Source organism: Desulfomonile tiedjei, from assembly GCA_016212925.1.
GTDB lineage: Bacteria > Desulfobacterota > Desulfomonilia > Desulfomonilales > Desulfomonilaceae > JACRDF01.
This window is the reverse complement of sequence record JACRDF010000052.1, coordinates 28561-51456: the sequence shown is the minus strand read 5'-3', so window position 1 is coordinate 51456 and position 22896 is coordinate 28561. Positions and strand designations below refer to the sequence as shown.

Genomic DNA, 22896 nt, shown 5'->3' with positions numbered 1-22896 from the left:
CCCAACAACGTCGATGTTCCACGGCTTTGGGTGCCACGGACCTGCGCAAGTAGGTCCGTGATCCTTCATTGAAGTATTCTGCGTCTGATTGCAGATTGGTATTTCTCTCACAAACTATTTGTCGGCTGCTCCTCCCTGCCGTTGGACCCGTTTTCAAGCAGGGCATAAAGCGCGGGCAAAACCAGCAAAGTCAAAACCGTGCTGGAAATTAAACCTCCGATCACGACCGTAGCGAGCGGCTTCTGGACTTCTGCGCCTGTTCCCGTAGCAATCGCCATGGGGACAAATCCCAGCGACGCGACAAGAGCGGTCATCAGCACCGGGCGGAGCCTCGTTAGCGCACCCTGCGTGATTGCGTCATACACGGACTTGCCTTCGTCCCGCAATTTGTTGATGAACGTGACCATGACCAGACCATTTAGCACCGCCACTCCCGACAGGGCTATGAATCCCACCGCGGCTGATATGGAAATGGGGATGTCCCTGATCCAGAGCGCAGCAACTCCTCCTGTAAGAGCAAGCGGTACGCCGGTGAACACCAGCAAGGAGTACTTTAAGGAGCCAAACGCAACGAACAACAGAGCCAAAATCAAAAAGAGCGCCAGAGGCACGACAATCTGGAGCCTCTTTGCCGCAGAAATAAGTTGCTCAAACTCGCCTCCCCAGGTGATCCAGTATCCCGCGGGGAGATTGATGGAATTTCTTATTACACCCTGCGCTTCTTCGACGAACGATCCCAGGTCACGGTCTCGCACATTGGTGGTTACCACGACTCGACGTTTGCCGTCTTCCCTGCTTATTTGGTTGGGCCCGTTCACCACGACGAGATCGGCGATGGACCCCAGCGTTACAAAGGAGCGTTGCTTTCGATCTTCGGTCATTCCGGCCGTAGAAACCAGCCCTTTGCCCGCCAATTCCTGTTTCGGCATGGGCACCGGGAGCCGCTTCATGGCCTCCAGATCGGTGCGCAGGTCCTCTTGAAGGCGGACGACTATATCAAATCTGCGGTCACCTTCAAAAACCTGTCCTGCGGATTTTCCGCCCACCGCGATTTCAACCACTTCCTGTACGTCGGACATGTTAAGTCCATATCTGACCATTTCGTCACGCTTGATCTTGACGGTAAGAATCGGAAGCCCCACCACCTGTTCGACCTTTACGTGGCTCGCTCCCGGTATCTTCTTCACACGGGCGGCAACCTCCTCAGCCTTGTCGAGCATGACATCCATGTCATCTCCAAAGACTTTGACCGCGACGTCGCTGAGGACCCCCGCCAGCAAATGGTTGAAACGCATCCGAATCGGCTGGCTAAATTCGAAGTTCGCACCCGGCAGCTTGTTCGCCTCAGCCTCGATTTGCTTGACAAGATCGTCTTTGTCCAACGAAGGATCAGGCCAGTCGTTTCGCGGCTTGAGCATCATTGTTTTGTCTCCGATGCTCGGCGGATGAGGTTCGGTAGCCACCTCGGATGTGCCCAGGCGGCCAAAAATGGTCTCCACCTGAGGAAAAGCAGCCAGTATGGTCTTTTCCACCAGAGATTGGGACTCAATGGCCTGCGACAAACTGGTGTCGGGAACTCTCAGCGTATGAACCGCGATATCGCCTTCGTCGAGAGTCGGCACGAATTCTCGGCCCATGCGTGTGGCAGCGAGGAAACTCACGGCCACAAGCACCACAGCCGTTACAACCACAAAATAGCGATAGCGAAGAGCCATCCCCAGAATCGGTGTATAAAGTTCCTTGGCCCAACCGGTCACACGATTGTCCTTATGGGACATACCTGAGGACAGAAAAAGGGTGACCGCAGCGGGCACGAAAGTGAAAGATAGGATAGTGGCGCCCGTCAAAGCCAAGAGCACGGTCAATGCCATAGGCGTGAACATTTTCCCTTCAACGCCTGTCAGAGTCAGAATCGGCAAGTACACTATCATGATGATTAGCTCGCCAAAGAGCATGGGCTTTCTGACTTCCTGCGACGCCTCCCAGATAATCCCTACTCGTTCACTGCGATCGGGCGGCCGCCCAAGGACCGCCTGGGCCTCGGCGACTTTGCGCGCGCAGTTCTCGACGATTACCACGGCACCGTCCACGATAATCCCGAAGTCGATGGCGCCCAGACTCATCAGATTCGCGCTCAGCTTGCTCGTAGCCATTCCTGTTGCCGTAAACAACATGGACAGAGGTATAACTAAAGCAGTTACAAAGGCAGCTCTGATATTTCCCAAGAAAAGCAGCAAAACGATGATTACGAGCACGGCCCCTTCAGTGAGGCTCTTTCGCACCGTGTCAATGGTCTTGTCCACCAACGCAGTACGGTTATAGACTGGTTTGGCAACCACCCCTTTCGGCAAGGACCTATTTATTTCCTCCAGTTTTTTTGCTGCCCTTTCCGACACGATCCGGCTGTTTTCCCCTATGAGCATGAAAACCGTGCCGAGGACCGTTTCTTCCCCATCCTTGGTTGCAGCGCCCGTCCGGAGTTCCTTGCCCAAATGGACCTTTGCAATGTCTTTTATGAATACCGGAGTTCCATGGAAGCTTTTGACAATGATGTTCGCGATGTCCTCAACGCCAGCGACCTGGCCGGGTGCCCGTACGAGATACTGGCCGCTGCTCCGTTCCACGTACCCTGCTCCGACATTGGCGTTGTTGGCTTCAAGCGCGGTGAGCACGTCTTTGAATGTCAGCTCTAATGAAATGAGCTTGTACGGGTCCGGTGTAACATGGAATTGCTTGTCGAATCCGCCGATGGTGTTTATCTCGGTTACCCCGGGCGTGTTGCGCAGTTGCGGCCTGATGATCCAATCCTGAATCGTTCGCAAGTCGGTCAAGGTATAGGCCGTGCCGTCGGGTTTTGTCGCGCCGGGCAGCGCCTCGACGGTCCACATAAAGATTTCTCCCAGACCGGTTGAAATTGGACCCATCATGGGCTCTATTCCGGCCGGAAGCTTTCCCTTAATTTCCTGTATCCTCTCGCTTACCAGTCGCCTGGCGAAATAAATGTCGATGTTGTCTTCAAATATTGCGGTGACCAGGGCAATGCCATACTGCGAGAGCGATCTCGTCTTTACGAGCCCTGGAAGCCCCGCGAGCCCGGTTTCCACAGGAAACGTGATCCGCTGTTCAACTTCAAGGGGTGAAAGGCCGGATGCCTGAGCCGTCACCTGGACCTGAACGTTGGTTATATCGGGCACGGCATCAATATTGATTCGTCCCAAATTATAGATGCCTACTCCGGCCATGATGAGGGTTATACCGACCATAATCCACCGGTGCTCGATGGAAAACTCAAGGATTCGGCCTATCATTCCACGACTCCTAGTGCTGATGGGACATGCCGGCTTTGCCCAGCTCGGCCTTCAGGATGAAACCGTTGCGGGACACGTAGGCCTCTCCAGGCGACAACCCTTTGATCACCTCGGTGAATCGATTGTCGCTCCGCCCGAGTACCAAAGGACGAAACTCATACTCATCTTCATATTTGACGAAGACGCCGGACAGGTTTCGGTGGCTCTGAATTGCATCGGTAAGGACCACTACGGGTGCCGAGACCTCTTCGCTCTCCACTGCGACCTTCACGAACATACCGGGACGCCATTTCTGGTCCGGATTGGGGACCACAACCCGGCCCTTGGCGGTACGCGTCTCTTCACCTACGACAGGGCCGAGGTAGGAGACAGTGCCGGAGGCTTCGAGTCCGGAGGAATCGTACTTGACCGTTGCGCGCTGCCCTAACCGAACTGTGTCCAAATCCTTTGCATATACGGTTATTTCAACCCACACTGTCGAGAGATCAGCGATCATGTATATCTCCGCGTCTTCTTTTACCCACTCGCCCGGTGACAGATGCTTTCTCACGACAACGCCCTCTAACGGTGCTCGGAGGGTGAAGTGCGTTAGGTCTTTCAGAGAGCTTGACGATAGCGATTCAACTTCACTGTCGGACAGGCCCATTGTCATGAGCTTGCGCGCTGCCGCATTCTGTTCGATTTTCTCTTCTAGATAGTTTTTTTGCGCAGTCAGGAATTCCTTTTCCGGGATAGTCTCCTTGTCCCAAAGGCGCTGCGCCCTTTCAAAGTTGTAGCGGGCCAGTTTTTGTCGCTCCAATGCCACGAGATACTTGCTCTTGGCCTCGCCCAGTTCTCGACTGTCAATGACTGCTATGACCTCGCCCGGGTGAACCGTGTCGCCCAAGTTCTTGAGCACCTGGTGGACTACGCCCGGCACGCGGGGCACGATGTGAGTTATCCGGTCCGCATTGAAGACGATCTCTCCCGGCATTTCCTTAACTGATCTAATTTTCCCGGGGCCGGCGGTGTCTGTTTCAAGTCCCACCTTGGTGGCCAGTTGAGGGGTCAGTTCCAGCCGGTCCTCTATTTTCCAGTATTCCCATTCGAACTTCTCGCCCGCTCGTTCCGCAAAGACCTTAACTTCGAAAGAATGCGGTTCCTCCACCTCTTCCCGGCTAAAGAGGAAGTCCTTGTCCGGCACAAGCTCAAAAACGCTCACCCTGTCACCGAGGCGTCTCAACTCGATGGAGACTTTCACCTCCTTGGGATCGAGCCGCTTCTGGTCGTTCGTACAAAAGACCCGAAAGTGCGGAGCGGTCCCTTTCTCGTGGACCAATACTTCGAGCTGAAGATTTCCCTCTTTGAGTATTTTGCCGCCGTTCGGACCTTCGTGTGCGTGGCCCGCATGTTCGCTGCCGTGTGCGCCGTGATCATGACCATCACCGTGATCGTGGCCGCTCCTGGAGGCTTTCTTTGCAGAGAAACTCAGTGCGACCGCCATCAGCAGACCTGCGAAAACTACTGCCAGGATACCGATCAGTTCTTTCCTATTCATGTTGTACTCCCCAGTGGTACCTTTCAGAGGACCGCTGGTGTCGTTAAATCCTCAATGATGTGGAGGCCTGAATGGAGCATTTCCCTTGCCTCCTCAGGGCACGGTAGGCCTTGCCCTTTCACGAGAAGATGCTAGAGGGCGAAAGGTCGTTTTCAAGCGGCAACGGCATCGCCGCCGCTCATCGACTGACACTTCACCGGACAGGCTCTCTAAGTTGATTTTCCGATTCTATCTTTTTCAGAAACTTAGTCGATTCTGCTTCAAGGGCCTTGAAACGCTTATCCTGGGCTTCTTGCCAGGTCTGCACCTGTTTTGCCTTGCGGTCGAGTTCAAACCTGTGATTCCCCGCGGCCAGGGCCGAGTCGAACCACACCGCAACAGTCAGGGCTATCGCCAGTGTAGCAATGAGTCTTCCCATTTCGATGCCTCCTCCAGAGGTGGACAAGCTCCCTGCCTGCCCCACCGATTTTTGGCCGGTCCGATCGAGTTACCCAAGTAGCCCCAATAACCCGATGCTGCGCGACGCAAATCGACGACCCGTCTTGCCGCGGGTTACATCGATCAGGTTAGAGCTTGGCAAAGCCCGTGACGTTTCACGCCACAGCCACAAAAAGTCTTTTCGGAACTTGGGTTGCTAAGAAAAAGATTTGGTCAGATCAAAAGACGGACAGAACGAATGGACGCAAGGGGAGAAAGGAAGGAAAAGGGGCGGGGTTTCCAGGGGCCTAAATCAAGCCCAAAACCCGATTCCGGCTCGCCGCCCACCAAGAGCCCCAGAGGCAAGCCATCCAAAGAGCTTTTTTCTATTGCCCGGCGGCTCCTGGGCACGAACTGTGTCTGATCGCAGTCTCTGAGCCCCGAATCAATACAGCAATGCTCACTAAAGGCTTCTGACGGACTCGAACCGCTGCACAGATAGGCTTTCGCGAGAGACACCAATTGAGCCGGAATGTTGGGTTGCAAAGCCTCTGTTGTCCCGGTCTGCGCCTGGTCCTTCTCATGACGGCATTCATGGGTGTGAAATGCCGCGACCCACAGCATCAGGCCGTAACAGAGGAGCAGCACACACGCATGCATCGGTCTTTTTCTCAAGGCTTTGTTCGCTTTCCGAATGTCCGCCAAACTGCGGCCCAATTTCTGTGCCTACTGCTCGTTATAGGCTGATATGGCGTGTTTGTCAAGCCACGGCAGGACGGCCTTGCGGATTTCGAGCCCCTTTTCAAACACATTGTTCTCCGTGCTGTTCCTCTACAGCGTTCATTCCAATTCACGATCAAACAGGCGGGATTATCGAGGGCCGGCAGGGACGCCGGCCGCTACCCAATACGGGGAGTCGCGGGGCTCTGTTCCCGCCGTGTTTGCTATCATGAAGGCAAGTTTGGCTCAAATTTCCAGACATCCTCTCCGTTGGCGTTGATATGGACCTGAAGATGTCCCCGCCACTTATCGTCGTCTTGTTCAGGGAAATCTTCGCGACAGTGTGCGCCACGACTCTCTTGCCTTCTCAGCGCCCCATCGAGGATGAGACCGGCCACTCTTGTAGCGGAACTCAATTCGAGGGTACTGGCCAGGTCTGAGCCCTCTTGCCCAGCGGCAGCTTCCCCGACCTCTTCGCGTATTTCTTGCACAGCTTCTGATGCTCGAATGAGCCCCTCTCGGTTGCGTATGATTCCGCCATCCTGCCACATGATCTCTCTGAGCCTTTTTCGAAGTTCGGCCACAGTGGGTTTGGCGGTTTCCTTGCTCTCACGGCGGTCGGTCAAACGCGTCAAAATCGATCGCCAATGCTTGTCGCTTCCGTGTTTGGCCCAATCAGCCGCGGAGCTTCCGGCCCTTGCCCCGAAAACAAGGGTTTCGCTCAAAGCATTTCCACCCATCCGGTTCGCGCCGTGGAGCCCACCTGTGACTTCCCCTGCAGCAAACAGACCCTGAACCGATGTTTCCCCGGCGCGGTTGATACTGACTCCTCCCATAGTGTGATGAGCAGCAGGGGCAACCCTCACCGGGCGGGACATCGCTCCACAATTCTCTCCCAGCAAGTGGCTCATGGACGCGGAGAAAGGGTCAATACGCCACTGCTCGTCGGTCAGGTTACTCAGGTCGAGCAAGGCCTCGTGGCCGTTTCGATACATCTCCGTGAAGAGTCCCTGGGACAGGCGATCCCGCGCCCGTTCCCCTGCAGGGCGCTCTTGAATGCCATGCTTTTCGAGAAGGTCTTCGCCTAGCTCGTTCATCAGTCGCCCGCAGTCGGCAAGTCTCGGAGGAATTACCAGTGGTGCCAATCCCGCTTCGGCCAGACACAACGGGTAGAACTGCACAAATTCCAGGTCCTGAAGTACCGCACCTGCTCCAAGAGCTAGTCGATATCCTTCGCCCAGCATGCGCTTCGGATTGTCATTTCGCAGATACAGCGCGGCCGCTCCGCCGGTGGCCAAGACCGCTGCTTTGGCCGTGATGGCAATCCATGTCCCCGATGCCTGCGAATATGCGGTTATTCCGGCAGATCCGCCTTCCATGACCAGATCGGTGGCCAAAAGATTGCCCATGAACTGGGCACCCAATTCCTGAGCCTTTTTGAGAAGACAATGGACGAGCGCCTCCCCTTGCACCGGCGCGCGTCCCCCGGAAAAAAGGTACCCGTTCCGAAATTCACCGGAGATACCCCACCTGCGCAATTCATCCAACCGCAGAGGGGCCTCTGAAACCAGTACCTCAGCAAGTTCTCGTTGGTTTATCCCGCGGCCGGACTGGAGGGTGCGCTCAAGGTGCGCATGAGTTGCGCCTGCATCCACAGAGCCCGCCATTACCCCGGCACTGACACCGGTGCAAGTGGATTTGCCGGGGCTTCCCTTTGAAACCACGCAGACTCCAAGCCCTGCCTCACGCGCCGCTATAGCCGCCCTGAGGCCCGCGGCCCCACTACCAAGCACCAAAACGTCATACGAGAAGTGTTCCAAGTCAACCTCGTCAGTTGCGTCTCATGAATTCAGGAGCGCCCGATATCTCCCGAGTAAGGCCAGCCGGTCCGCAAGCGTGGCATTCGTAGGGAAGGATATGTGCCTGGGGCCGAACATGAACCAATTGCTCGACGCTATTAATACAAGAGGACATTGGAATCAAACCCGATCCGTACAAGACTATACCTTGGGCTCTTTCCACCACGGATAAAAGTCAGGCATATCGTTTGTGGGACTCATCGTGAACTTCGGAGGTCGCTTGTCCAGGAAGCTCCGGACCCCTTCGGCCGCGTCTTTCTCTCGACCGCACCAATACATACACTTGGAGTCAACAAGATGCGTGGACTGCGGGTCCTTTTCCGCGAGACCGTGCCAGAGAAGAGCCTTGCTGAGGGCAACCGAAACCGCTGACGTGCGTTCCGCAATTTCGCTTGCAATTTCCAACGCCTTGGGCAATACGGCCTCACGCGGAAGCACGTAATTGAACAATCCAGGGGCCGCGTTTTCTTCGGCTGGAAAGATTCGTCCGGTGAGTAAGATTTCCGCAGCCCTGGAAACACCCACAATGCGAGGCAGAAACCAAGACGAGCAGGCTTCCGGCACTACCCCGCGGCGCGCAAAAACGAAGCCGATTTTGGCATCCGCTGCAACAATTCGGATATCCATAGGCAGGGTCATCGTAATCCCTATTCCCACGGCATGGCCGTTTATTGCTGCGATAACCGGCTTACGGCAGTTGAAAATTGCCAGGGCGACTTTGCCTCCTCGATCTCGGTGTTCGCTTATCGAGACCTTCTTGCCTTCGTTCTCGGAGAAGTCGAAGGTGGAAGAGCCGTGCGACAGGTCTGCTCCTGCACAAAAAGCCTGGCCCGCTCCGGTGACAACGACGGCTCGGACCGAGTCGTCTTGATCCGCGTTGACGAAAATCTCCAGCAGGTCCCCGGCCATATCCGGCGTGAACGCGTTCATCTGCTCAGGGCGGTAAAGTGTTACCGTGGCAACGCCTCTGTTTACCTCGTATCGGGTATGCTTCAAATCCATTGCTTGGCTCCATTTTTCATTTATCGCGGTCCTCAAGTTTGGTCATGTTGATGGTGTCTTGGGCAAACTAAGCCTTCTCGTGACGTTCGCTGTTACTTACTACCACAATAAGCCAGCTATTAGGAATAAGCCAAATATTTGACTGTTTTTCTTGACAGCGTACCCAGCGTATGGCATAGAGGTCAAAGGAAATCCTATCCCTTTGAAGCTCCAATAGAGGACTCTTGCCTTGTTTCACGAGGTCCGACAAAACAAGGTCTCCTTGAACATCATCTCTCAGATCCGAGAAGCTATACTCAGTGGAACGCTCAATCCGGGTGACAGACTGCCACCTGAGAAAGAGTTGGTGAGCAATTTCGGGGTGAGCAAGCATTCCCTTCGGGAAGCCATCCGGGCCTTGGAGGCGATGGGTTTTCTCGAAGTGCGCAAGGGCGCGGTCGGCGGGGCGGTGGTGCTGGAAGTGGACATGAAGATCACCAGGGAGTCCATCTCCAATTTTCTCTATTTCAAGAACGTTTCCGTACAGGACCTGTCAGAGGTCCGGAAGATCTTTGAGCCTCATTTGGCCCGGCTGGCAGCCGAACATTTGAGCGAGAAGGATTTGGATGATCTGGCGGCTACACATCAGGCCTGTTTGCAAGCCATCACGAGTGGCGCCCCTATATATGCGCATGAGATAGCTTTTCACCGCATAATTGCCAGGGCAAGCGGAAACCCTGTCTTCATACTCATTCAGGATTTCGTCAATAGTGTGCTGGAGGACAGCAAGCGACATCTCAGGCCGGGGCTGAGTTCCAGCGAAGAAGTATTCAGGGCCCACGACCGCATTTTCGAGGCAATTCGGGCTCGCGACCCTGAACGCGCGGCGGCGGAGATGTACGATCACGTGTGTCAGGTTGAGCGCTCTCTGGGAGAACTCCAAAGGCAGAGGGACGAGGACCTGAAAATGAGAAAGCTAAGTGCTGTGGGCGCTACTGCGAGTGCCGCAAATCATCTCAACATTGAAGAGATCCCATAGCCTCGAATGAGAAATCGTTCACCGGCGGGCGTGGCCGAATGTTTTTTGGCAAGCGAGCGTGGCGGAGGTATCAACTCTTCGCCGGACGCGGCCTCAGATTCCTAAAGTAAACTATCAAACAGAAATTGTTGGATGCACCGATAGCCCCGTGCAATGGGTTTCCTCACAGATCTCGGGAGGAGGTCAGAAGATGGCGCAAGCCTTTAAGGATTTGCATTGGCGCAGGGACATTCCCCTGAAAGAATACCTGGTCCCGGAGACCCTATCTGAGGCCCTCCGGATGCTGGGAGAGCGCAAAGGTCGGGCCAGGACAATAGCTGGAGGCACGGATGTCATAGTGGAGCTTCGCAAACGCGACTACGAGGTGGATGCCCTGGTTGACATCAGCAGGATTCCGGGGATGGGCGGAATTGACCTCCAAGGAGACGATATAATTATTGGCGCTCTGGCTACCCACGCCCAGGTCGCGGCTTCCCCTCTCATAAAGGAAAAAGCGGGACTTTTGGCTTCCGCGTGCGCCGCCGTGGGCTCCCCCCAAATCCGCGGGATAGCCACCGTGGCCGGAAATCTAGTCAGCGGCCGGCCCGCTGCTGATTCCAGCATCCCTTTATTGGCCTTGGACGCTCGAGTGACTATCGCCTCTACCAACGGAGACCGAGTGGTAAAGCTCCAGGAGTTCTTCTTGGATTTGGGAAAGACCGCGGTGGATCCCAGTCGCGAAATCCTGACTCGAATCGAATTCAAGCCGCTGGGGCCCAACCAAGGATGCAGCTTCCAGCGCCTGAGCAAGCGAAAAGCCCTGGCCCTGCCAATGCTGGTATGTGCGGTGGTGGTGACGACAGACCCGGCTAAGCAGGCCATAACCGAATCAGCTATCGCTTTGGGTCCGGTGGCTCCGGTACCGTTTCGTGACAAGCACATTGAAGACTTGATTAAGGGCAAGCCGGCCACTCTCCAAACCCTGCAAGAAGCTTCTGAAAACACTTGTGTCCACTGCTCCCCCCGAGGCAGCCTCCTGAGAGGTTCGAGCGAGTACCGGCAGGAAATGGTAAAAGTTCTCGTGAAGAGAGGCTTGCGAAAGGCTCTGGAGCAGGCGGGCTGCACTCTGTAATAGGAGATTTGGTAATGAGCGGTATCCAGTTTTCATTCAAATTGAACGGACGGACCGTCGAGGTGGCGGTTAGCCCCGGCACCCTGCTGGTTGACCTCCTCAGAGAGAATTTCGGTCTGACCGGAACCAAGGCGGGGTGTCGCCAAGGAGAATGCGGCGCTTGCACGGTACTGGTCGATGGAGAAGCTTACAATTCCTGCTTGATCCCTGCGCTCAAGGTGCAAGGCCGAGAGGTTACCACTATAGAAGGATTGCAGAATGCCGACGGATCGTTGGATCCCCTCCAGGAGGCGTTTATGGACGTGGGTGCGGCGCAATGCGGTTTCTGCACGCCCGGGATGATCATGAACGCGAAGGCCCTTTTGAGCAGAAATCCGAACCCGGACGATAAGGAAATCAGGAAAGCCCTATCCGGCGTCCTTTGCCGCTGCACCGGTTACCGCAAGATCGTCCAGGCAGTCAAGAATGTGGCCTCCAACGGCCGGTCCTAGACCCTGCTTTGCAAGGGTAAGCCTTTCCGCACAAGGAAGGTGCCATGTCTAAGAATAGCGATGAGAAGAAAAAGGTTAAGGTCCTAACCAAAGAGAGGACCGATTTCTTGCCGTTGATCAGGTTCAGGGAAGCCGAATTGGCAGTGGCCGGGCAGTCGGTGACCAGGACGGATGACCCTCTCAAGGTGACCGGCAAGCTCAAGTTTGGGGCCGATTACCTGCAAGAGGGTTTCCTGCATGGGAAGATCTTGCGCAGTCCCTATCCTCATGCTCTAATCAGATCCATTGACACCACGGAAGCCGAGAAACTTGAGGGAGTGGTGGCTGTGCTCACAGCCAAGGACGTGCCGGGACGCAATGGCTTCGGAGCCATCATCCCCGACCAGCCGGTGATCTGCGGCGACAAGGTGCGCTTTGTGGGCGACGGCGTGGCCCTGGTGGCGGCTGAAACCGAAAGGATAGCCCAGGAGGCTCTTGCCCTCATACAGGTGCAATACGAGGCCTTGCCCGCTGTGTTCGACCCGCGCGATGCTTTAAAGGACGACGCTCCCAAAGTCCACGACAAGGGCAACCTGCTCTCCTACGACAAGCTCCGCAAAGGAGATGTGGAAAAAGGTTTTGCAGAAGCTGACGTAATCTTGGAGCGGACCTATCAGGTCCCCTTCCTGGAACATGCCTATATGGAACCTGACATGGTAATGGCCGTGCCTCAGCCCAACGGGACAATGCTGGTGGAAGGCCCCATGCAGGCACCGTTTACGGTCCGTCGTAACGTAGCTCCTGTGTTGGGTTTGCCCATAAATATGGTCCGGTGCCGCCAAATTCACATGGGCGGAGGCTTCGGAGGCAAGGAGGACTCGCCGATCGACTTGGGCTGCCGTGCAGCGCTGCTGGCCTACCACACAGGGCAGCCGGTGGTCATGGCCCTGGAGCGAGAGGAGGTAACTCTCCAGACGGCCAAACGCCATCCCATGATCATGGAAGTCAAGATCGGAGCCAAAAAAGACGGCGCCCTGGTCGCGTTCGAGGGGGTGATTTATGACGAGCAGGGAGCTTACGCTTCCCTGGGGCCGAGAATTCCTCCTGCCGGTGGTTCTCATGTGCATGCAATGGTCATGATGCCCGGGCCCTATGTGATCCCCAACGTAAAGGTGGACGCTTACCTCTGCTATACCAATCATCCTTACGGAGGGGCCATGCGTGGCTTTGGGGCCCCCCAGGTGCACATCGCGCATGAGCAAATTATGGACGAACTGGCACTGGACCTGGGCGTCAGTCCCATGGAGATTCGGCAAAAGAACGCCTTCGAGCTAGGTTCGGACACGGCTACCGGTCAGGTTTTGGATCAAAGCGTTGGGCTGAAGGAGACTCTCGATGCTTGCGCTGACGCGTTCGAATGGGATCGACGCTTCAAAGAGACGGGCTACATTGACGAGGAGCGGACCAAACGTCGTGGAGTGGGCATCGGCATGGGGTGGTACCGCACAAGCGTAGGCACGATGGGAGACGCTTGCGGGGCTAACGTGCACCTGCACGAAGACGGATCGGTGCTTCTGTACACCGGCATCACCGAAATGGGGCAAGGGTCTTTCACCGTGCTGCCTCAAATCTGTGCAGAAGAGCTGGGAGTACGCCCGGAGGATGTTCGCCTCGTCCAGCCCGATACAGACTTGGTGCCCGAATCAGGGCCCACCGTGGGCAGCCGTTCTACCACCCTCATGGGCAATGCCATCATAATGGCCGCGCGCCAGGTGAAAGCATCGCTGGTCGAGGCAGCCTCCGAGATGCTTAACATCCCTTCCGAGAGGCTCGAGTTCAGGGACCGCAAGGTGTACGACCGCGATAATCCCGGTACATCCGTTGAATTCAAGCAAGTGGCTACCCGATGCATGGCTACGGGCAGGAGGCTTATCGGCCAGGGCTGGTGGGCCCCACCTGCCCCGAGCCTGGATCCCGAGACCGGTCAGGGCAATCCTTATTTCGTTTACACCTATTCCACCCACATGGCCCAGGTGGTGGTTGATGTCGAAACCGGGGAGGTGGAGATCGAGTATTACGTGGCAGCGTTTGACGTGGGCAAGGCCATCAACCCTCGCGCCCTGGAAGGCCAGATTGAAGGTGGTGTGGCCATGGGCTTGGGATACGCTCTCATGGAGGAGGTGGTCGTGCAGGATGGCGTCATACAAAACACCAACCTGCAAGACTATCTCATACCGACTGCCCTGGACGTTCCTGACATCCAACCGGTAATTCTGGAGATGGCCAACGAGTTGGGTCCCTATGGGGCTAAAGGTATTGGAGAAATGCCCAACATACCCGCAACGCCGGCAATTTTGAATGCCATCAGCAACGCGTGTGGAGGAAGAGTGCGGTCATTGCCGGCCGATCCCGAAAAGGTCTTTCTGGCTATCAAAGAGGCCGGTGGACCACCGAAAAACTAAACCTATCTCTCGACGACCATGTGGCGTCCTTGCAGAGAGAGGAGACAACGTAACAAGTGGGGGGTGAACCCTGGACTAAGGGGGCTTACTACCTGCCCGCAGGTTGTATTACTTTCGAGGAGGGACAGCTTTGAAGAATAGCAGGACGGTTTTGTTTGTCTGTTTGATTGTTGCAACTCTAATCCTGGGAATTGTTGGCCCGGGACTGGCTCAGACGCCTGAAAGGATTAATATCGGGCTGATGTTCGGCCTCACCGGCCCGGCATCGCCCATCGGCCCCGTGCAGATGCAGGGCGCCAAAATGGCCATTGATGAAATTAACGCGGCCGGAGGGGTTAAGGTGGGAGGCCAGCGGTTTCTCATCCGGGCCGTGGTCAGGGATGACGAGACCAAGGGTGATGTGGCTGTGCGCCGCTTCAAGGAGATGCGAGAGCAGTTCAAAATGGTGGGTCTCGTGGGCTCTACCTTTGCAGGTATTTCCAAGGACCTGAACACTGAGATTCGTACTCAGCCTGTTCTGTATATATCGGCATGCGTGGCCCCGATAGACATGTTCGCAAAGACCGAATTGGCGCCAACCACCTTTGGCATCCATGGCACCGCCTACGCGATCGGATATTCAGGCGCTGCGTACATTGCCACCAAGCTGAAGCACAAGAAAGTCTACTTCTTCGCGCCGGCCTACGCCTTCGGTCGCGACCAATACGCGGGAGCAAAAGCGGCCTTTGCCAAATACGGCGTGGAAGTAACCTACGATGAGGCTCCCGTCGATACGGCCGACTACACCCCCTACCTCAAGAAGATTGCCGACGCGCAGCCGGACATTTGCATGCTGGGCCAATGGGGTACAGGCGCCATTGCGGTGCTGAAGCAGGCCAATGAGATGGGTCTGAAGAACAAGACCAAGGTTTGGTTCAACTGGATGACCAACGTCTTCGGCAGCGGCGTACCGCCTGAGGCCCTCGACGGTGTCTATTCCTTGATGTCCTGGTATTGGGATCTGGAAGGTTTCGAGGATGCAGAGGTGGTCAAGGCGGGCAAAGCCTTCGTGGAGAAATACCAGAATCAGTACGGCGAGCCGCCCGATCCTTACGCGGGAATGGCCTACGTGGGATGCAGGGAGCTTATCCGAGGCATCGAATTGGCTCAGTCCACCGACCCCGGCAAAATCGCCGAGGCGATTGGAAAGAGTCCCGAATTCCTTTCTATGAAGGGACCGGGCAAATGGCGCGAAGACCATCAGCCGATCTTCAAATATGGCGCGTTCGTGGTCCAGGGTAAAGGGCCCAAAGACCGCAAAGGCAAATGGGACCTGGTCAAGGTCATTGGAGCCTATACCGGCGACGACTACCTGCCCTCCCTGAAGAGTGAGGGTTATTAAGCTGTTAACGTGTGAGGAGCGGCCCCTCGCCGCTCTCCTCTCCCAAAGGAAATGCACCCGGCAAGAGTGCCGAACCGTAGGCCGATGCGCGATCTTGGAGCCATAGGATGGCGCATTGAAATTGAGCCGAACACGTTGCGGAAATAGCCCGGTAGGGGCACGGCATGCCGTGCCCCTACACGAGCCGGAAACCGTTCGATGAGTGACCATTTTCAATACGCATCAGTATAGGTCCGGATTACGTCTGTCGGTGCCGGCACAACATTCTCTGAATGTGAACCTGCGTTAGGCCAAAGGGCTCATAACCCGGCCAGAGGTGATTAATCACAAGGAGGGACAATCATGGAACAGCGAGCGACCATCTTATTTGTCTGTCTGACATTGGTGACCTTGGCACTGGGGATTGCAGGCCCAGGGCCGGCGGAGGCGGCCGACAAGATCAAAATCGGCCTGATGTTCGGCCTGACCGGCCCAGCGTCGCCCATCGGCCCTGTGCAGATGAAGGGCGCGGAGATGGCCATCAAAGAAATCAACGCAGCGGGTGGCGTGAAGCTGGGAGACAAGAAGATTCCGGTCGAGGCCGTGATCAGGGATGACGAGACCAAGGGAGACGTGGCTGTGCGTCGCTTCAAGGAGTTGCGCAACGAGGAAAAGGTTGCGGGCCTGGTGGGCTCGACTTTTGCGGCTATTTCCAAGGCACTGAACAACCAGGTTTCCAGTGAGCCGCTGCTGTATATTTCTACATGCGTAGCCCCCATGGAAATGTTCGCAAAAAAGGAATTAGCCCCCACCACGTTTGGTATCCACGGTAGCGCTTACGCTATCGGATATTCCGGCGCTGCTTACATTGCCACCAACCTGAAACCCAAGAAGGTTTACTTTCTGGCGCCGGCCTACGCGTTTGGCCGTGACCAATACGAGGGAGCCAAAGCAGCCTTCGCGAAACACAAAGTAGAAGTCATCTACGACGAGGCCCCTGTCCAGACCGCGGACTATACCCCGTACATCCAGAAGATCGCGGATGCCAAACCTGACGTCTGCATGATGGCCCAGTGGGGCACCGGCGCCATCGCGGTGCTCAAGCAGGCTCACGAGTTGGGATTGAAGAACAAAACCAAAATTTGGTTCAACTGGATGACCAATGTATTCGGCAGCGGCGTACCCGCCGAGGCCCTGGAAGGCGTTTACTCTTTGATGTCCTGGTACTGGAACCTGGAGGGCTTTCAGGATGCAGAGGTGGTCAAGGAGGGCAAAGCCTTTGTGGAAAAATACGAAAAGGTCTACGGCGAGCCTCCGGACCCTTATGCCGGTATGACCTACGTGGGATGCAGGGAACTTATCAGAGGCATAGAACTGGCCCAGTCCACCGACCCCAAGAAGGTGGCTGAAGCTATCATGAAGAGTCCCGAGTTTCCATCAATGAAGGGCCCTGGCAAGTGGCGCGAGGACCATCAGCCTGTTTTCAAGTACGGCGCCTTTGTGGTGGTCGGCAAAGGACCCAAAGAGCGCAAGGGAAAATGGGACCTGGTCAAAGTGATAGGCGCCTACACCGGAGACGACTACCTGCCCTCCCTGAAGAGCGAAGGCTACTAACCTGTCAGCCGATGGAGAGACGGCACTGGCCGCCTCTCCTCCACAACAATGATGGTGCTCGACCATGGCTCAACCGATCTTGTCCACCGCAGGAGTAATCAAGAATTTTGACGGCTTGGTAGCGGTCAACAACGTCACGTATGAGGTGTTCGAGGGCGAAACCGCTGGTATTATGGGCCCCAACGGGGCCGGCAAGTCGACGTTCTTCAATCTGCTTACAGGCTATTACCGGCCACAGGAGGGCCGAGTATTCTACCGTGGCAAAGACATCACCCGCACTAGTCCGCATGAACGAGTGATCTTGGGCATTGCCCGCACATTTCAGCTTGTATCGGTTTTCGACACCATGACGGTGATGGAAAACATGATGCTGGCCCGGGTGCGCAATGGCCCGGACTACAGTTCGAAGCTTCGTTTTTTCTTCAAGAACCTCCACTACCGCGGGTTGGAGGAGGAGTGCCTGCACGCTCTGGATGTGCTGGGGATTGCCGACAAATCGGAGGTCAAAACCTCGGATATGTCCTACGGAGAGAAGCGGGAGTTGGAGATAGCTCTTGCTCTTTCGCTGAAGCCGCGCGTCCTTCTTCTGGACGAGCCGTTCGCCGGACTCAGCCTGGTGGACATAGCGCACATCAGCCGGGTCATAAACAAGATTAAGGGTCAATTCACCATCGTTATCATAGAGCACAAGATTTCCAAGTTGATGGATCTGGTGGACAGCCTGTGCGTAATCAACGAGGGCAGAATGATCTGCAAGGGTGATCCTGCCCAGGTCATTTGCGATCCCCAGGTCCGAGAGTGTTATTGGGGCAAGGAAGAACTGGGATGCTACTAAATGTCGAGAACCTTGACGTCCGCTATGGGCCCGCCCAAGTGCTGCACGGTATATCATTGCATTTGAAAGAAGGGGAGCTGGTGTGCGTGGTGGGCCGCAACGGGGCCGGCAAGACCACATTGCTCAGAAGCATCGGGGGGTTCATGCCGCCCGCCGGGGGAGCCATCACATTCAGGGGAAACAGGATAGATGGTCTGCCTCTGGAAAACGTGGCTCTGATGGGCATAAGATACGTCTATCAGGACAAAAGGGTCTTCGGCGAGTTGACCGTGCGGGAAAACATCGAATTGGCAGCGTATCCGACAGGACAGAGCCTGGATGAGGCCATCGCAAAGGTAGTAGCCATACACCCAAAAATGAAGAGCCTTCTGGATTCGAAGGCAAAGGGTCTCTCAGGCGGGGAGCGGCAGATCCTCCTTATAGGCCGAGCGCTCATCGGGGACCCACAGCTTCTGCTCGTCGACGAACCAACCGAGGGCCTGGCAGCTATCATTATTGGGGAAATCATAGACATTTTGCTTGGCATGAAAACGAAGGTCACCATGCTGGTGGTGGAGCAGAACCTTGCCACAGTAGGGCGCCTGGCAGACCGCTTATATGTAATGAAGGAGGGGTCTTTGTCGCACGAAATCTCCGACAGAAAGACAATCGAAAACCCATCCTCCTATGAGGACGAACTTTAGAATTGGTTCACCGGGCTTCCACGCCTCTGCGGGGTGCGCCCGGTGAGGCTTGGAGGGAGAGACCATCTCCCCCTCCAAGCCTCCCCCATCGTGATTCAGGGGGTGTCGGGCCGTCCCGGCAAACGCTTACGGACTTTAGTCTTTGGGGCACTGCATGTTCGGCAAGGTGGAAAAATATCCGGCCCTGACCCTGGTCTTCGTGGCAGCTATCTTCCTGGTCTACGGTTACGCCACTTCATTGCCTAAGATCACCGACTTCATGATTTTTTGCATCTTCGTGGTCGCGTTCGATCTGTTGTACGGCCACATGGGGCAGCTTTCCTTCGGCCACATGCTGTACCTGGGTGCAGGCGCCTACGGGTGCAGCATGTTTGCCTATCATATTCATCCTGACCCGTTTTTGTCCATTCTGGCCGGCCTGGTGGTGGGAGCGCTTCTTGCGGCGCTGCTGGGCCTCGTGGTGGTAAAAACTTCCCAGGCGGCCTTCGCTCTCCTGAACTTGGCCTTGAATGAGGTGGGGGCCTATCTGGTATTGAGCCCCTGGCACAAATGGACAGGAGGCGAGGACGGATTGTCGCTTTTTTTCAGTAGCTACGGTTTCATCAACTTCAAGGACAGCGCCTTTCGTTTTTATTTCTGCCTGGGTTCGCTGTTGCTGGTGGTCTATCTGGTCCTGCGTCTGGTGCGCTCACCGTACGGAAACCTCCTGAGGGCCATCAAGGAGAACGAGGTCCGAGTCGAGTTTCTGGGTTACAATACCTATCTGTACAAGTACATAACTTTCATAATCTCGGGAACGATAGCAGCTTTGGCCGGGGCCCTCACTAGCATCAACCTCTCCTACTGCAATACCAGCCTCATCGCGCCCACGCGCAACGTGGAAGTGATTTTCGCGGCACTGATGGGAGGTGCGGGCAGCCTCATAGGCGCGGTGCTGGGAGGTACGGCCTTCATGACCATAAGCAACTACCTGGCGGTTTATCTGATTCGCTGGGAGATGTTCTTGGGCTTCGCACTCTTGATTTTCGTATTTTGGATCCGCAAAGGAATCTGGGGCTATGTGCGCAAGGTTTAGGGAGCAAGGCAAACAAAACAGGGAGCCGTTGAGCCGATGACCAATTTCGTGCAATCAATTCTGTTCGGCCTGACCATCGGTGGAATCCTTTACATTATATCAATTGGCCTATCCTTGACTTTCGGCGCCATGGGCATCGTCAATTTCGCGCATGGACTGATTTACGCAGTCGGCGCCTACGCAGTGTACACGGTGGCAACGTTATTGGGGGCAGGATTCATTGCCGGCGCTTTGGCCGCCCTGGCGGTGTCGATTCCGTTGAGTTACGCCATAGAGCGCTTTGTTATCCGTAAGCTGTACGGCCAGTCCATAGACTATGCCATTATCGCAACCTACGCGATCCTGCTGATTGGAGCCGACTCGCTCAAGTGGATCTATGGAGCCAGCCCTCTGCCGATCATAGATCCCATAGGACGGCTGTGGACCTTCGGCTCGCTTGCAATGCCGGTGTTCCGGCTGGTCATCATCGGACTGTCCGTGCTGATCTTCTTTGGCCTGTCCCTATTCTTCAAGAAAACCCTCGTCGGCAAGATCGTGGTAGCCGGCCTACAGGATCGGGAGGCGGTACGCAGCCTGGGTATCAGGGTCGAAAGGCATTTTGCCATAGTCTTTGTGCTCGGGAGCGCCTTGGCCGCTCTGGGAGGCGTGCTGTACGCTCCGCTGAGTACTTTGAACCCTTATATGGGCTTTGAGATCCTGATCCTGTGTTTCGCTGTGGTGATCGTGGGCGGCATGGGAAATCTCACGGGAACCGCGGTGGCAGCCTATTCACTGGGTTTAGTGCATTCGTTGACCGCGGCCTATATTGCTTCTTCTGCTGCCGACGCCATGGTCTACGTGGTTATGGCCGCTGTACTGGTATTTCGGCCGATCGAGGCCTGAACAGGGAGTTGTATCACCTATGGACAAGAGTCAACATTCGTACCTTAGAATGGGGATCGTGCATTTCATGGCCTTTCCAGAGTTGGCCGGGGGCCAGGGACCTTGGGAAGAGACCGTCAAGCATATCGCGAAGGACCCTTTCTTCTCGGCCATTGAGATCACGCATATCGCGGATGAGGAACAGCGCCGGAAGGTCCGCGAATTATGTCGGCTGGCCAACCTGGACATAGGCTTCGGGGCCCAGCCGGCCATCCTGAGCCAAGGGTTGGATCTGAATTCTCTTGATGAGGGTCTGCGCAACCACGCTGTGAGCAAACTGAAAGAGCTACTGGACGAAGCCCGTTTCATGGGTGCTCAGAGTTTTGTGGTTCTTTCCGGCAAAGACTCCGGCTCAGATAAGCGCGCTGACGCTGTCCAGGCCCTGGTGAAGTCTCTGGGGGAACTATGCGCCTACTCCCGTGACCAAAAGGGCCCGAAGATAGTCGCCGAGGTTTTTGACTGTGATGTGGATAAGTGCTGCCTGATGGGACCAGCGCCACTTGCACGAGAGGTGGCAGAGGCAGTTTGTCGGGATCATGATAACTTCGGATTATTGGTGGACCTCGGTCATATACCACTTTTGCGGGAAACTCCTCGACAAGCGCTTGGACCCGTCAAGGAGTTCCTGGCGGCCGCCCATCTGGGAAACGCCGTGCTAAAAAAGGGTCTACCTTGTTATGGGGACTACCATCCAATCTTTGGGACGCCCGGCAGCGCCAACGACGTTCCGGAGATGGTGGATTTCCTGCGCACGCTGGTCGAAATTGGATTCTTGGACGGGCAGAAAAGACCCCTGGTAAGTTTCGAGGTCAAGCCTATGGAAGGCCAAGACCCGTTTCTGGTGATTGCCAACGCGAAGCGGGTCATGGAGCAGGCCTGGGCACAGGTGTAGGTAAGCGAACGCTTAGGGAAAGGATGACAGCAATGAGGCCCAGGATCTTCGTGACCAGGCGCTTGCCCGAAGGAGCTATGAAGCTTCTCGACGAGAATTTCGAGGTTGAGTGCAACCCCCATAACCGGGTCCTAACCCGCGAGGAACTGCTGGCAGGGGTAAACGGCAAAGACGGCATCCTGCCCTTGTTGACGGACCGCATTGACGACGAACTGTTGGACGCTGCCGGCCCTCAACTCAAAATAGTGGCCAACTATGCGGTGGGCTACAACAACATTGACGTCCCCGCATGCACCAGGCGCAAAATACCGGCCACCAACACGCCAGGGGTGCTGACCGACACAACCGCGGACCTGGCGATGGCCCTGCTTTTGGCGGTGGCTCGCAGGTTGGTCCCGGCCGACGCCTACGCCAGGGCTGGAAAGTACCAAGGGTGGGCGCCGCTGCTTTTTCTAGGCACCGACGTACACCACAAAACCTTGGGGATAATGGGATTCGGGCGCATAGGCTTCGCGTTGGCCAAGAGGGCGGCCGGCTTCGACATGGACATCATTTATCACGACTCCGCAGGGGCCGTTCCCGAGTTGGAGCAGCAGGTCCGCGCCAGGTTCGTAGACAAGGCTACTCTTCTGGCCCAGTCGGATTTCGTGTCTGTTCACGTGCCGCTGCTCCCGGAAACTCACCACCTCATAAGCGGTCCTGAACTTGCCGCCATGAAAAGCTCCGCTTATCTGATCAACACTTCGCGAGGTGAGGTCGTGGATGAGAAGGCCCTTGTCCGGGCCCTTCAACAGGGCCGGATAGCAGGCGCGGGGCTGGATGTTTTCGAGTTCGAACCGGCCATAGAAAAAGAGCTGACTACAATGGACAACGTGGTAATCCTTCCCCATATCGCCAGCGGGTCCATTGAAACCAGGACCAAGATGGGGCTGGTCGCGGCCGAAAACCTTATATCCGTTCTCATAGCAAGCCAAAAGCCACCCAACTGTCTGAATCCGGAAGTGTTTTCCTGAGCCGTCTTTCAGGGATGCGGCAGTTCTTCCAGGCGGCGCTTGTCCGCGGCACGACGAGTCCCTGTCCGCGTTAGAGCCCGAGCCACTTCGGGTAGGGCTCGAATCTTTTCGGCAGCCTCCGTGTAGAACTCTTCGGCCTTGCTTTCGAGGTGCAAAGCCGTTTTCAGCAATTGCTCCCAACTCATTGTGTCGGCACCTTCACGATCGCTCAGGAAGGGAGCCCTGGTAAACTCCACGATAGGTTCCAATATCATCTCGCACACACTTTCCCTGCATGTGCGACGCATCAGCTTTTCGTTTTTCGCTTTTTCCGCGCCAAGATCGTCCAGGAGGGCCTTGTTTTCAGCTCCGGCAGGGTTTGACGCGGCTTTTCTGTAAAAGTCCTGATCGGCAAGTTCGAGTTCAGCGGCAAAGTCTAGAATAGCCCCGAAATTTCTTAATGGCATCCCGGTTCTCCTATAGCATCTCTCCAAAGTTCTGTCGGAATGGCAGACTTCCGTCGTCCTGGCGAAAGCCGGGACCCAGCTCCTCCTGGATTCCGGCCCCGGTTTTCACCGGGGTGAACTTGGGGAACGCCGGAATGACGGAAATGAGCGATC

General features: G+C 55.9%; 18 protein-coding genes. 12 read left to right on the top strand and 6 right to left on the bottom strand.

All coding sequences use genetic code 11. The features are described from left to right. Window positions 1–107 precede the first annotated feature (107 nt). The 5 genes from HY913_23575 to HY913_23555 form a co-directional block, all read right to left on the bottom strand. A complete protein-coding gene (locus tag HY913_23575) occupies window positions 108–3308 on the bottom strand; it encodes a CusA/CzcA family heavy metal efflux RND transporter (protein MBI4966279.1) in 3201 nt (1066 codons plus the stop codon). 10 nt (window positions 3309–3318) lie between these two features. After that, a complete protein-coding gene (locus HY913_23570) occupies window positions 3319–4845 on the bottom strand; it encodes an efflux RND transporter periplasmic adaptor subunit (protein MBI4966278.1) in 1527 nt (508 codons plus the stop codon). Between the two features lie 193 nt (window positions 4846–5038). Beyond that, the gene (locus HY913_23565; protein MBI4966277.1) at window positions 5039–5263 is read right to left on the bottom strand and encodes a hypothetical protein; all 225 of its coding nucleotides are present in this window, start codon (window positions 5261–5263) and stop codon (window positions 5039–5041) included. Window positions 5264–6209: 946 nt separating this feature from the next. After that, window positions 6210–7802 (bottom strand): FAD-dependent oxidoreductase, encoded by a 1593-nt coding sequence (locus tag HY913_23560; protein ID MBI4966276.1) that lies wholly within the window; start codon window positions 7800–7802, stop codon window positions 6210–6212. Window positions 7803–7982: 180 nt separating this feature from the next. Next, the gene (locus tag HY913_23555) at window positions 7983–8843 is read right to left on the bottom strand and encodes an enoyl-CoA hydratase/isomerase family protein (GenBank protein MBI4966275.1); all 861 of its coding nucleotides are present in this window, start codon (window positions 8841–8843) and stop codon (window positions 7983–7985) included. A gap of 229 nt (window positions 8844–9072) precedes the next feature. On the opposite strand from HY913_23555, the gene HY913_23550 reads away from it, so the two are divergent. The 12 genes from HY913_23550 (at window position 9073) to HY913_23495 (ending at window position 22297) form a co-directional block, all read left to right on the top strand. Then, on the top strand, window positions 9073–9861 hold the full coding sequence (locus HY913_23550; protein MBI4966274.1) for a FadR family transcriptional regulator: 789 nt from the start codon (window positions 9073–9075) through the stop codon (window positions 9859–9861). 190 nt (window positions 9862–10051) lie between these two features. Then, window positions 10052–10972, top strand: a complete 921-nt coding sequence (locus tag HY913_23545) for an FAD binding domain-containing protein (GenBank protein MBI4966273.1) — start codon at window positions 10052–10054, stop codon at window positions 10970–10972. Window positions 10973–10986: 14 nt separating this feature from the next. After that, window positions 10987–11463: a (2Fe-2S)-binding protein gene (locus HY913_23540; GenBank protein ID MBI4966272.1), complete on the top strand. Its 477-nt coding sequence runs from the start codon at window positions 10987–10989 to the stop codon at window positions 11461–11463. A gap of 44 nt (window positions 11464–11507) precedes the next feature. Beyond that, window positions 11508–13904, top strand: a complete 2397-nt coding sequence (locus HY913_23535; protein MBI4966271.1) for a xanthine dehydrogenase family protein — start codon at window positions 11508–11510, stop codon at window positions 13902–13904. Between the two features lie 130 nt (window positions 13905–14034). Continuing rightward, window positions 14035–15285, top strand: coding sequence for an ABC transporter substrate-binding protein (locus tag HY913_23530; protein MBI4966270.1), 1251 nt, complete (start codon window positions 14035–14037; stop codon window positions 15283–15285). A 342-nt stretch (window positions 15286–15627) separates the two neighbouring features. Continuing rightward, window positions 15628–16878 (top strand): ABC transporter substrate-binding protein, encoded by a 1251-nt coding sequence (locus HY913_23525; protein MBI4966269.1) that lies wholly within the window; start codon window positions 15628–15630, stop codon window positions 16876–16878. A gap of 64 nt (window positions 16879–16942) precedes the next feature. Next, the gene (locus HY913_23520) at window positions 16943–17713 is read left to right on the top strand and encodes an ABC transporter ATP-binding protein (GenBank protein ID MBI4966268.1); all 771 of its coding nucleotides are present in this window, start codon (window positions 16943–16945) and stop codon (window positions 17711–17713) included. Further along, window positions 17704–18396: an ATP-binding cassette domain-containing protein gene (locus tag HY913_23515; protein ID MBI4966267.1), complete on the top strand. Its 693-nt coding sequence runs from the start codon at window positions 17704–17706 to the stop codon at window positions 18394–18396. The genes HY913_23520 and HY913_23515 overlap by 10 nt, the downstream gene beginning before the upstream one ends. A gap of 154 nt (window positions 18397–18550) precedes the next feature. Further along, window positions 18551–19471, top strand: coding sequence for a branched-chain amino acid ABC transporter permease (locus tag HY913_23510; protein ID MBI4966266.1), 921 nt, complete (start codon window positions 18551–18553; stop codon window positions 19469–19471). Window positions 19472–19507: 36 nt separating this feature from the next. Continuing rightward, a complete protein-coding gene (locus HY913_23505; protein MBI4966265.1) occupies window positions 19508–20353 on the top strand; it encodes a branched-chain amino acid ABC transporter permease in 846 nt (281 codons plus the stop codon). A gap of 19 nt (window positions 20354–20372) precedes the next feature. After that, window positions 20373–21284, top strand: a complete 912-nt coding sequence (locus tag HY913_23500; protein MBI4966264.1) for a sugar phosphate isomerase/epimerase — start codon at window positions 20373–20375, stop codon at window positions 21282–21284. Window positions 21285–21316: 32 nt separating this feature from the next. Then, entirely contained in the window at window positions 21317–22297 is a 981-nt protein-coding gene (locus HY913_23495) for a D-glycerate dehydrogenase (protein ID MBI4966263.1), read from the top strand. Window positions 22298–22305: 8 nt separating this feature from the next. Here HY913_23495 and HY913_23490 read toward each other — a convergent pair whose 3' ends face one another. Then, the gene (locus tag HY913_23490) at window positions 22306–22743 is read right to left on the bottom strand and encodes a hypothetical protein (GenBank protein ID MBI4966262.1); all 438 of its coding nucleotides are present in this window, start codon (window positions 22741–22743) and stop codon (window positions 22306–22308) included. Between the last annotated feature and the right edge of the window lie 153 nt (window positions 22744–22896).